Genomic DNA, 12,285 nt, shown 5'->3' on the forward strand with positions numbered 1-12,285 from the left:
TCATATCCCCCCTATATATCAAAGACTTTACTCTTGTACTATTTCTTTTTCAAGTCGGCGAATCTGATCCCGCAGCTCCGCTGCTGTCTCGAATTCTTCCTGTACAATACTTTGCTGTAATTCCTGCTTGAGTTCATCAATTTGGCGTCTAAACACAATCTGGGCTCCTGCACGTTTAGGAATCTTACCTACATGTGAGGTATTGCCATGCACTCGCTTAAAAAGCGGGTCCAGTGCGCTGTTAAAATATTTATAACAGGAGCTACAACCAAAACGGCCTAATTTACTAAACTGGGAGTACGTCATCCCACAATTCTCACATTGCAGACTCTGCGTAGTCTTCGTTGCAGCGGACTTCTCCTTGCCAGCGCCTTCAAGATCAAGCAGTCCTGACAGAAGACTGTGGATGGAGAATCCCCCAGCAGTTCCGGGAATCAGTTCACCCTTCTCCCGTGCACAGCTCTCGCAGATATGAAACTCCGTCTTCTCTCCATTCACGATCTTAGTGAAGTGGAGTGTTGCCGGCTTGACGCCACATTCCTGGCATTGCATAAGCGAAAGCCCCTCCCTTATGGTTGACAATTATTTGCCTAACAAAGAGATTAACATCGCCTTCATAATCTTGGCACGAATCTCATCCCGGTATGGAATCTTAACCGTTAGGCATTCCCGAGAAACAGCAGCGCGCATAAGACACGCTTCACGCTTACTAAGAAAACCAGCTTCCTCCAGCTGATAAATCAAACCTTCAGCAGCGTTCTGATCAATCCCGCCACCTATTGTATGGTTTAAATGGGCATGCAGTGCCACGTTTGGTGGCAATTCAAAACGTTGAATACGAATATATCCCCCGCCACCACGCTTACTTTCCACCACATAACCTTTTTCCAGAGTAAAGCGTGTACTGATGACATAATTGATCTGTGACGGTACGCATGAGAACTGGTCCGCCAGGTCATTTCGCTGGATTTCCACCGTACCTTCGGGACTTTCATGCAAAATATTCTTCAGATATTGTTCAATAATATCAGAGATATTGCGCATCACTCATCCTCCAGTGCTTATAGCTTTATTATATCGCTTGCGGCTTGCATTCATAAAAACAATAATCTTTAATTGAACTTAAACATTGCGGATAATCCACACGTTCAGAGGATCGGATCAATGTCATTATGTTGCGTTGACTTTGACTTTCTTTGACTTTTTAATATTATAACATATTCTGTACTAATTCCAAGTGGATTCTCTTATTTTTCACTTTTTTCGGCTAATGTATTCGGAAATAAAGAACTCTCCCAACATCTTTCGAAGGGAGAGCCTAATTTTTGTCAAGTATAAACGCCTTCGGCGTCCTTATTAGGACGATAAGCGTTTAAGCGAGAAATATAAAGATAAAGTATAGCGTGAAACTTATACTTTCTTATATTTTTAAAAATAATCAAATAATGCGGTCTCTGCTCGAGGTAGAATTTCTTCGAACCACTCCAGTGCCGCTGGCTGGCCTGTGACACTTCCATAACGAACCATTTCAATTGGACGTTTGTATCCAAGCATCAAGGCCGTCAATGTGCCTATGTCACAGCTTAAGTCTGCTTCTGTCCGTTCCCCTTCAAATCGTATCAAAGTAGCGGATCCCTCATTAGAGATATTCCATTCCCACAATCCATCATTCCAAGGTGCATATTTGTCTTCGATATATATAACCTGTTTCTTCTGGCTACCGTGTCCTCTAAAGGTGTAACTTTCAATGAATGCCTTGGCGTTAACAATGCGCCCCATAAAATAAGGATAATTCTCCTGCCCTATACGCGGATCTGGCAAAAAGAAGGGTAACATGTCGTCCGAAGGCACCAGCTTTAACGATGCACCAGTCACCATTGAATCGTGGTTCGCAAGAAATGTCCACAGCCCCTGCCGAGCTTGTTCGTTCAAAAAAACAAATTCATCAATGACCAGTTCTCTGTTCTCTACCTTATACAGCACGTATCCCTCTGGTTCACCACTCATGGAGTAAAACACTGCACTTTTTCCTTCATCATTCAAAACAGAGTTCTCCCACCAGTCCAAATCTCGCTTTAGTGTCCCGTTATATCTGACAGCGAATCGATTATATAAACTATCCAATACTTCAATATCTTTTATGTCCCGTTTAACTTTACCCTCAACTTCAACTTTCTTGGGAAATTTCGCTACAGGAATAGAGTATTTCTTATATTCACAGTAGATCTCCCAGCCAAATTTACGATAAAACGGAATCAAGAACGGGTGTAGAAAAGAGAGCGTTTGACCCGCCTCATTCATCGTATGCAGCGCATGAGAAAGTAGATTTGCCACATGTCCTTGTCTACGGTTCTCTGGCCATGTCGCTACTCCGGCAATACCACCCATAGGTACCACTCTGCCCTGTATGTACACTTGGAAAGGAATAATCGTCAATTTAGCTTCCAATGTCCCGTCCTCAAAAGCACCCCATACCCGTTCTGGCTTGAAACTTTTCTTAGCACTTTCCCGTTTTTCACTAGGTAACTTGTATTGAAAAGCATATTCTGACAAGTTCATGCTGGCATCGAACTCTTCTGGACGTAGTTGTCTTATTACCACAAACTCACCTCATCCTTTATTAAATTACATTTAGGATAAGTATAACAAGAGCGCCTATTGTGCGCTAATCTATTGCATTATTTATAACTTTATTTTTAGTTATCCACAGCTCTATGCGGTTTTAAAAATAGTCTTGAAATCTTGTCCCATCCAAGTTAAAATAGTTATCCACTTATCAATAGCGCTATCCACATAATCCCGGCTATATCCACAGCAACCCGTGTATTACTTAGGTTTTCTGTTGACAGATCCACATAAATATGTATTTAATCCACACTATTTAGGGATTATTTCTCTTTCGTTCGTCTATCCACATGTGCGTAACTTTTCTGAAAAATAATAACATTATCCACAAGTTTTCCACAGATTATAATAAACGCAAAAAAGCCACTGTCGATTACTCAACAGTGGTCTAAATTTGCTTGGCGGCGTCCTACTCTCCCAGGACCCTTCGGTCCAAGTACCATCGGCGCTGGAGGGCTTAACGGTCGTGTTCGGGATGGGTACGCGTGGAACCCCTCCGCTATCGCCACCAAACATGCGTCTGTGAAACAGACGCTGCCCGCGTGAAATTTCGTTCATCACCAGAAGTGTGAATGAATTTCTTAGCGTGTTACAGGCTTGATGCCTGAAAACTGAATCCGAATTGAATTTGCGTTTTAAATATAGGATAAGCCCTCGACCGATTAGTATTGGTCAGCTCCATGCATTACTGCACTTCCACCTCCAACCTATCTACCTCGTCGTCTTCAAGGGGTCTTACTAATTGGGAAATCTCATCTTGAGGGGGCTTCACGCTTAGATGCTTTCAGCGCTTATCCCGTCCGTACGTAGCTACCCAGCCATGCTTCTGGCGAAACAACTGGTGCACCAGCGGTACGTCCATCCCGGTCCTCTCGTACTAAGGACAGCTCCTCTCAAATTTCCTGCGCCCACGACAGATAGGGACCGAACTGTCTCACGACGTTCTGAACCCAGCTCGCGTACCGCTTTAATGGGCGAACAGCCCAACCCTTGGGACCTACTTCAGCCCCAGGATGCGATGAGCCGACATCGAGGTGCCAAACCTCCCCGTCGATGTGGACTCTTGGGGGAGATAAGCCTGTTATCCCCAGGGTAGCTTTTATCCGTTGAGCGATGGCCCTTCCATGCGGTACCACCGGATCACTAAGTCCGACTTTCGTCCCTGCTCGACTTGTAGGTCTCGCAGTCAAGCTCCCTTATGCCTTTGCACTCTTCGAATGATTTCCAACCATTCTGAGGGAACCTTGGAACGCCTCCGTTACTCTTTAGGAGGCGACCGCCCCAGTCAAACTGCCCGCCTGACACGGTCCCCGTACCCGGTAAGGGTACTAGGTTAGAACCTAGATACGATCAGGGTGGTATCCCAACGGCGCCTCCACCGAAGCTTGCGCTCCGATTTCTACGGCTCCCACCTATCCTGTACAGATCGTACCCAAATTCAATATCAAGCTGCAGTAAAGCTCCATGGGGTCTTTCCGTCTTGTCGCGGGTAACCTGCATCTTCACAGGTATTAAAATTTCACCGGATCTCTCGTTGAGACAGCGCCCAAGTCGTTACGCCATTCGTGCGGGTCAGAATTTACCTGACAAGGAATTTCGCTACCTTAGGACCGTTATAGTTACGGCCGCCGTTTACTGGGGCTTCGGTTCATAGCTTCGGGTTACCCCTAACCACTCCCCTTAACCTTCCAGCACCGGGCAGGCGTCAGCCCGTATACTTCGCCTTGCGGCTTCGCACAGACCTGTGTTTTTGCTAAACAGTCGCTTGGGCCTTTTCACTGCGGCCCCCTCGTGCTATTCACACTACCGGGGCACCCCTTCTCCCGAAGTTACGGGGTCATTTTGCCGAGTTCCTTAACGAGAGTTCTTCCGCGCGCCTTAGAATTCTCTTCTCGCCTACCTGTGTCGGTTTGCGGTACGGGCACCTTCTCCTGGCTAGAGGCTTTTCTTGGCAGTGTGAGATCATGACCTTCGCTACTATAATTTTCGCTCCCCATCACAGCCCAGCCTTAACGATGTGCGGATTTGCCTACACATCAGCCTCACTGCTTAGACGGACATATCCATCAGTCCGCGTCACTACCCTCCTGCGTCACCCCATCGCTCATAGCGGATTACGGTGGTACAGTAATTTCAAACTGTTGTCCTTCGACTACGCCTTTCGGCCTCGCCTTAGGTCCCGACTTACCCTGAGCGGACGAGCCTTCCTCAGGAAACCTTGGGCTTTCGGCGGATCAGATTCTCACTGATCTTTTCGTTACTCATACCGGCATTCTCACTTGTATGCTGTCCAGCGCTCCTTACGGTACACCTTCAACCCACATACAACGCTCCCCTACCCCAGATACATACGTATCTAGCCATAGCTTCGGTGGTGTGTTTAGCCCCGTTACATTTTCGGCGCAGAGTCACTCGACCAGTGAGCTATTACGCACTCTTTCAATGGTGGCTGCTTCTAAGCCAACATCCTGGTTGTCTGTGCAACTCCACATCCTTTCCCACTTAACACACACTTGGGGACCTTAGCTGATGGTCTGGGCTGTTTCCCTTGACAATGGATCTTAGCACTCACTGTCTGACTCCCGGCAATAAGTATATGGCATTCGGAGTTTGACTGATCTTGGTAACCCTTGCGGGCCCCGCAACCAATCAGTGCTCTACCTCCACTACTCTTATACCGAGGCTAGCCCTAAAGCTATTTCGGGGAGAACCAGCTATCTCCGAGTTCGATTGGAATTTCTCCGCTACCCCCACCTCATCCCCGCATTTTTCAACATGCGTGGGTTCGGGCCTCCAGTGCGTGTTACCGCACCTTCACCCTGGACAGGGGTAGATCACACGGTTTCGGGTCTACGTCCACATACTAAATCGCCCTATTCAGACTCGCTTTCGCTGCGGCTCCGTCTTCTCGACTTAACCTTGCATGTTAAACGTAACTCGCCGGTTCATTCTACAAAAGGCACGCCATCACCCATAGATAGGGCTCTGACTTTTTGTAAGCACACGGTTTCAGGTTCTATTTCACTCCCCTTCCGGGGTGCTTTTCACCTTTCCTCACGGTACTGTTTCACTATCGGTCGCCAGGTAGTATTTAGCCTTAGCAGATGGTCCTGCTGGATTCATACGGGGTTTCACGTGCCCCGCACTACTCGGGATCCGTCTCGGAGAGAACACAGTTTAGGCTACAGGGCTTTTACCTCTATCGCGGGCCTTTCCAGACCTCTTCACCTACCATATTCCTTTGTAACTCCATGTGAGACGTCCCACAACCCCTAAGAGCAAGCTCTTAGGTTTAGGCTGTTCCGCGTTCGCTCGCCGCTACTAACGGAATCACTATTGTTTTCTCTTCCTCAGGGTACTTAGATGTTTCAGTTCCCCTGGTCTGCCTCTACATCTCCTATGTGTTCAGAGATGAGTAACTGCGAATTACCACAGCTGGGTTTCCCCATTCGGACACCCCCGGATCAAAGCTTGCTTACAGCTCCCCGAGGCAGTTTCGTTGTTCGCCACGTCCTTCGTCGGCTCCTGGCGCCTAGGCATCCTCCGTGTGCTCTTATTAGCTTAACCTTGATTTTTCCGCAGGAAAATATCATACAATGACATTTCTTTTGGAATCATCTCACTAATAACATTTACTTGTTTGCACAAGTTGCTAAAAGATGTTCTAAAACGCAAATTCGTTTCGGTATCCAGTTTTCAAGGATCAAGATAAAACTATTCTAGACATAACAAATAGATGAAGTTTGTTGGTGGAGCCAAGCGGGATCGAACCGCTGACCTCCTGCTTGCAAGGCAGGCGCTCTCCCAGCTGAGCTATGGCCCCGCAAATTCCATCAAAACCGAACAAATGGATACGCGTTAAATGATTGTGGAAGTTAAACTTCCGATTTGAATGTCTTCATTGCAGAAGACGATTCTCCATAGAAAGGAGGTGATCCAGCCGCACCTTCCGATACGGCTACCTTGTTACGACTTCACCCCAATCATCTACCCCACCTTCGGCGGCTGGCTCCCTTGCGGGTTACCCCACCGACTTCGGGTGTTGTAAACTCTCGTGGTGTGACGGGCGGTGTGTACAAGACCCGGGAACGTATTCACCGCGGCATGCTGATCCGCGATTACTAGCAATTCCGACTTCATGCAGGCGAGTTGCAGCCTGCAATCCGAACTGAGACCGGCTTTGATGGGATTGGCTTCACCTCGCGGTTTCGCTTCCCGTTGTACCGGCCATTGTAGTACGTGTGTAGCCCAGGTCATAAGGGGCATGATGATTTGACGTCATCCCCACCTTCCTCCGGTTTGTCACCGGCAGTCACTCTAGAGTGCCCAACATTACTTGCTGGCAACTAAAGTTAAGGGTTGCGCTCGTTGCGGGACTTAACCCAACATCTCACGACACGAGCTGACGACAACCATGCACCACCTGTCTCCTCTGTCCCGAAGGCCGCCACTATCTCTAGTGGATTCAGAGGGATGTCAAGACCTGGTAAGGTTCTTCGCGTTGCTTCGAATTAAACCACATACTCCACTGCTTGTGCGGGTCCCCGTCAATTCCTTTGAGTTTCAGTCTTGCGACCGTACTCCCCAGGCGGAGTGCTTACTGTGTTAACTTCGGCACCAAGGGTATCGAAACCCCTAACACCTAGCACTCATCGTTTACGGCGTGGACTACCAGGGTATCTAATCCTGTTTGCTCCCCACGCTTTCGCGCCTCAGCGTCAGTTACAGCCCAGAAAGTCGCCTTCGCCACTGGTGTTCCTCCACATATCTACGCATTTCACCGCTACACGTGGAATTCCACTTTCCTCTTCTGTACTCAAGCCACCCAGTTTCCAGTGCGACCTTAGGTTGAGCCCAAGGTTTAAACACCAGACTTAAATAGCCGCCTGCGCGCGCTTTACGCCCAATAATTCCGGACAACGCTTGCCCCCTACGTATTACCGCGGCTGCTGGCACGTAGTTAGCCGGGGCTTTCTTCTCAGGTACCGTCACTCCGATAGCAGTTACTCTACCGGACGTTCTTCCCTGGCAACAGAGCTTTACGACGAAAACCTTCATCACTCACGCGGCGTTGCTCCGTCAGGCTTTCGCCCATTGCGGAAGATTCCCTACTGCTGCCTCCCGTAGGAGTCTGGGCCGTGTCTCAGTCCCAGTGTGGCCGTTCACCCTCTCAGGTCGGCTACGCATCGTCGCCTTGGTGGGCCGTTACCCCACCAACTAGCTAATGCGCCGCAGGCCCATCCCTCAGTGACAGATTGCTCCGTCTTTCATTCTTTCTTCAGGAGAAAAAAGAAATTATCCGGTATTAGCTACCGTTTCCGGTAGTTATCCCAGTCTAAGGGGCAGGTTGCCTACGTGTTACTCACCCGTCCGCCGCTAAGTTACTTTGAAAGCAAGCTTTCAAAGTAACTCCGCTCGACTTGCATGTATTAGGCACGCCGCCAGCGTTCGTCCTGAGCCAGGATCAAACTCTCCAATTAGTATTGAAAAGAGCGATATGCTCATTTTGAAACTGACGATTCATTAAATGAATCTTTTTAAAAATTAACGCGTTCCATTTGTTCAGTTTTCAAAGAACTTGCCCCTGGCATTTCGACATTCAATGTCTCTTGCACAGGAATTATAGTATATCATGTTGTCGTATTTCTTGTCAACTTATTTTTTTCATCGTTTGTGTTTCGTTTGTTCGATGCGTCATAAGCACAAGAGATAATATACCATGCTGTCATTGTGTTTGCAAGCTTTTTTTCAAATAAAAATAATCAACGTATAAATACTTTCAAACCAACACAAATTGATTCCAATAATACTTGATTTATGGCTAAATAGATTTATCGAAATCCCATGTATTACCTTCTACTTATTAGTACAGAGAGGAGTCTGAATGAAAAACAATCCTACATCTGCTGCGACCCCAATAAACACCAAGGACAAGGAGCAGCGTAATCTGCAGCAAGCAACAATCTATAAGATTTTGCTGGCAGTCAGCTTTGTTCATTTATTTAACGATTCTATTCAGGCAGTCATCCCTGCAATCTTCCCTATTCTCAAAGATAACTTAATGCTCTCCTTTGCTCAGATTGGGTGGATCTCCTTTGCCCTAAACATGACGTCCTCAGTTATTCAGCCAGTCATCGGGTATGCGGCTGATCGCAAGCCTCGTCCTATATTGTTACCGCTGGGTATGTGCAGCACATTTTTAGGCGTACTTTTATTGGCTTATGCCAACAACTATATCCTTGTATTGTTCTCCGTCATGCTTATCGGCTTCGGCTCTGCCACCTTTCATCCAGAAGGCATGCGTGTTGCTCATATGGCCGCTGGTCAACGGAAGGGACTGTCGCAATCTATTTTTCAAGTCGGCGGTAATGCTGGGCAATCTTTAGGTCCAATGCTTACGAAATGGATATTCATCCCCTTTGGGCAGATTGGAGCACTGGGTTTCACTATTGTCGCTGCTGCAGGAATCGCCGTTCAGACCTATGTCGCTCGGTGGTATCGGGAGATGCTGGATGCTGGATATACGTTTCATAAGAAATCAACGGCTCGCGCAATCGATCCTGCCCGCCGCAAAAGTATTCGAAAAGCAACGATCATCCTTGTGTTCCTAGTTTTTGTGAGGTCTTGGTACGGCGCTTCTATCGGCAGTTATTATGCCTTCTATTTAATGGACAAATATCAAATGTCGCTCGATAACGCCCAAATCTATATTTTTATGTATCTGGCAGCTGGAGCTGTCGGTACATTTTTCGGAGGCCCACTGGCGGACCGCTTCGGACGGCGTAATCTCATTCTTCTCTCTATGGTCGGAACAGTGCCCTTCGCGCTGGCTCTACCCTTTGTGAGCCAAATGTGGGTAGCCATACTACTGCTTTTTGGTGGTTTCATCCTTCTATCTAGCTTCTCTGTAACAGTGATCTATGCTCAAATGCTTTATCCAGGCAATATCGGAACGGTCTCAGGGTTAATCACTGGTCTTGCTTTTGGGCTCGGCGGAATTGGCTCCTTGGTACTCGGCAATCTAATAGACAGCATAGGCATTTCAAAAGTATTTATTGCTTGTGGTTTCCTACCTCTTCTTGGTTTCCTGACCCTCCTGCTTCCTCGAGATGAGAAACTAGAAGAATGGGCGGCTCAATAACATCAATAACATCAATAACCACTTAAAGCCTTACTCATTACTGTTGAAAATAGAGCGGCAGCCTTCCCACTGCCCTCAGTCATATGATTATCCTTATTGGTACGATCAAACCCCATCCACACCGCAGCTGTCCATTCCGAAGTATAACCAACAAACCACAGATCCCGATTGGCTTTCTTGCTTACGCCTGACAGGTCCAATTGGGTTGTTCCGGTTTTCCCCGCTACAGGTCTGTTCATTTGCGCTTTTTTGCCTGTTCCTTCATTGACCACATTACGTAGCATAATCGTCATTGCGTCCGCGGTTCTTTGCGATATTACCTGACGTGATTCAGTGGGATGTGTGTATACGACTTTTCCTTTTGCATCCGTTATCGTGCGAACCATATGGGCGTCATAGAATTTACCGCCATTGGCAAAGACGCCGTAGGCTTGTGTCATTTTAAGTGGAGATACTCCGTTATGAAGCCCTCCCAACGCTATCGATAAGTGGTTATCCTCCTCCGTCAGTACAATTCCTAATTTGGCTGCGAATTGTCGCGCATAAGTGATCCCTACCTGCTTCAAAAGCCATACTGCTGGCGCATTTATGGATTTTTGCAATGCGGTGTTCATTGTGATCTGACCTTGGTACACACCATTCAAGTTCTCAGGTACATAGTTGCCATAAGCGTATTTACGGTCGGACAATATGCTGTTTGGGCTATACTTTCCGCTCTCGAGTGCAGGTCCAAAATCAATGATAGGCTTAAAGCTGGAGCCTGGCTGCCGCGCATCAATAGTAGCCCTGTTCAAGCTCCCCTCGTTTTGTTCGCGCCCACCGATCAGTGCCACTACTTCACCTGTACGATGATCCATTATGGTCATAGCCGCTTCCACCTGCTGATCTTTTCCGTCAGGGGGGAAAGAAGCACCATTAAGAAAAGCCTGCTCCATCGCCTGCTGTGCTTTGATGTTCAACCCTGTAACGATAGTGTATCCACCCGTTCGAAGCTCTTCCACTGACTTTCCGGTGATCTGGGCCGCTTCTTTAAGCGTAGCATCCACATAATGCACGCCAATGACTTCTTCTTTGTTCGCAGCGGGAGCTTGATACTGCTTATCTCTAGCCTCAATCATTTGTTCATCAGTGATAAGTCCTTGATCTAGCATGATCTGTAGAACGAGATTCCTTCTTGTTTTGGATAATGTACTATTATCTATCGGATTATAAATAGACGGTCCTTTAGGGATTCCCGCTAGGGTAGCTATTTGCCATATCTCTAGTTTATTTAAATCTGATATGCCGAAGTAACGCTCCGCAGCTGCCTTTACTCCATATTGTCCTCGTCCCATATAAATCTGATTGAGGTAAAGTCCAAGAATCTCACGTTTAGTGAGCTGCCTCTCCAATGCAAGAGCAATGGATGCCTCATTTAGCTTGCGTATTACATTCTTATTTCTGTTCAGATAAAGATTGCGAGCAAGCTGCTGAGTGATGCTACTTCCGCCCTCAGAGAGATCCATATCCACAATATTATTTAAAAAAGCGCGAGAAATCCCTTTGTAATCCAGTCCCTGATGGTTGTAAAAACGGCGGTCCTCCACTGCTAGAAAGGTATTTATTAGTAATGCAGGCATCTCCTCCAGCTCCGCTGAAAGTCTATACCCAGAGCCCGGTAAAGGGATCATCCGTAATATCGTCCCATCCGAGGCCTTAATGATGCTCGATTCCGGCAGTTGAAGTTTATCCTCTTGCTGTTTAACCACTTGTCCGCCGTATTGAAAGACATAAAGCAAACCCACGAGCGCTATTATTATTCCGATGACACTCATATCAAATAATAAATACCCCAGACGGAGTATACGGGTGCGCACAATCCATATGCGATCATTGTCTGAACGGGCTACACTTTGTTTTTTTTCGGTAACGGTACTCATGATTCAATAATCAGGTTCTCTAGGAACCGCTCCATACTACGAGCTTCAACATTCGCTGCTTCAAGAAGTACTTGGATTTCCATCCCATTATCCGTATTATCAGCCTCTTCCACCTCACGGAGTGTACGGAGAATTGCCCGAGTCCTTATCAATAAAGCTACAGCTGGCGTTTCTTCCAACGTCCCCGGTGCTTCGCCTCTATCTGGAACTTCAATTCTTTGCATGCGATTCAGGTTAGAAGCGATTTGGCCCAATTCTCCTCCAGAGAGGACCTTGATTTCTTGTGTAGTCCCCTTGACTGCTAACTCCGAGGTCCCAACCAATACCGTGTGCAGATCGTCGGCAATCTTCTGTGAACGGAGAATAAACAACCCACTGAAGATTAGAACAAATAAAACAATGGCGCAGGGGGTTTTGCCAATATGGTTAATGATCCAGTGGATAAGACGGACAAAAAAGACTCCTGATTGCCCTGAATAATGAGAATACAGCAAAGTAACTACCCGTAGGACAGCAAAAAGAAAGGCAGCACTCAAGAGAGCACTCCCCATGAAAATATATAGAAAGCTGATGCGAACCGTCTGAAGTCTATGCATTGTA

The 12,285-nt window shown here is 47.1% G+C and carries 6 protein-coding genes, 1 tRNA gene and 3 rRNA genes; 1 reads left to right on the forward strand and 9 read right to left on the reverse strand.

All coding sequences use genetic code 11. The annotated features are described in order from the left end of the window. Positions 1-27 precede the first annotated feature (27 nt). The 7 genes from MHH52_RS26325 to MHH52_RS26355 all read right to left on the reverse strand — a co-directional run bounded on the left by MHH52_RS26325 (position 28) and on the right by MHH52_RS26355 (position 8,105). A complete protein-coding gene (locus MHH52_RS26325) occupies positions 28-552 on the reverse strand; it encodes a UvrB/UvrC motif-containing protein (protein ID WP_340005244.1) in 525 nt (174 codons plus the stop codon). 30 nt (positions 553-582) lie between these two features. Continuing rightward, a complete protein-coding gene (locus tag MHH52_RS26330; protein WP_042131251.1) occupies positions 583-1,044 on the reverse strand; it encodes a CtsR family transcriptional regulator in 462 nt (153 codons plus the stop codon). Between the two features lie 384 nt (positions 1,045-1,428). Then, positions 1,429-2,601: a GNAT family N-acetyltransferase gene (locus MHH52_RS26335; RefSeq protein ID WP_340005246.1), complete on the reverse strand. Its 1,173-nt coding sequence runs from the start codon at positions 2,599-2,601 to the stop codon at positions 1,429-1,431. A gap of 420 nt (positions 2,602-3,021) precedes the next feature. Continuing rightward, positions 3,022-3,138 (reverse strand): 5S ribosomal RNA (gene rrf / locus MHH52_RS26340). Between the two features lie 129 nt (positions 3,139-3,267). Beyond that, positions 3,268-6,192, reverse strand: a 23S ribosomal RNA gene (locus MHH52_RS26345). A gap of 180 nt (positions 6,193-6,372) precedes the next feature. Beyond that, positions 6,373-6,448 (reverse strand) — tRNA-Ala (locus tag MHH52_RS26350). A 101-nt stretch (positions 6,449-6,549) separates the two neighbouring features. Beyond that, positions 6,550-8,105 (reverse strand): 16S ribosomal RNA (locus tag MHH52_RS26355). Together the 16S, 23S and 5S rRNA genes with 1 tRNA gene alongside form the textbook arrangement of a ribosomal RNA operon. Before the next feature lie 404 nt (positions 8,106-8,509). Between MHH52_RS26355 and MHH52_RS26360 the strand changes: the two genes are divergently transcribed. Next, positions 8,510-9,766: an MFS transporter gene (locus tag MHH52_RS26360; protein ID WP_340005248.1), complete on the forward strand. Its 1,257-nt coding sequence runs from the start codon at positions 8,510-8,512 to the stop codon at positions 9,764-9,766. 11 nt (positions 9,767-9,777) lie between these two features. Here the strand turns inward: MHH52_RS26360 and MHH52_RS26365 are convergent, their stop codons facing one another. Both MHH52_RS26365 and MHH52_RS26370 read right to left on the reverse strand, forming a co-directional pair. Further along, positions 9,778-11,685 carry a PBP1A family penicillin-binding protein gene (locus tag MHH52_RS26365; protein ID WP_340005250.1) on the reverse strand — a complete coding sequence of 636 codons (1,908 nt, stop codon included), beginning with the start codon at positions 11,683-11,685 and terminating at the stop codon, positions 9,778-9,780. Next, complete coding sequence (locus tag MHH52_RS26370) at positions 11,682-12,281, reverse strand: hypothetical protein (protein ID WP_340005251.1); 600 nt, start codon at positions 12,279-12,281, stop codon at positions 11,682-11,684. The genes MHH52_RS26365 and MHH52_RS26370 overlap by 4 nt, the downstream gene beginning before the upstream one ends. Positions 12,282-12,285: the final 4 nt, after the last annotated feature.

Source organism: Paenibacillus sp. FSL K6-0276, assembly GCF_037977235.1.
In the GTDB taxonomy this organism is placed as follows: Bacteria; Bacillota; Bacilli; order Paenibacillales; family Paenibacillaceae; genus Paenibacillus_AQ.

Coding starts and splice junctions, on each gene's coding strand:
- MHH52_RS26360 (WP_340005248.1), top strand. CDS start 8,510: ATGAAAAACAATCCTACATCTGCTGCGACCCCAATAAACACCAAGGAC.
- MHH52_RS26370 (WP_340005251.1), bottom strand. CDS start 12,281: ATGCATAGACTTCAGACGGTTCGCATCAGCTTTCTATATATTTTCATG.
- MHH52_RS26365 (WP_340005250.1), bottom strand. CDS start 11,685: ATGAGTACCGTTACCGAAAAAAAACAAAGTGTAGCCCGTTCAGACAAT.
- MHH52_RS26330 (WP_042131251.1), bottom strand. CDS start 1,044: ATGCGCAATATCTCTGATATTATTGAACAATATCTGAAGAATATTTTG.
- MHH52_RS26325 (WP_340005244.1), bottom strand. CDS start 552: ATGCAATGCCAGGAATGTGGCGTCAAGCCGGCAACACTCCACTTCACT.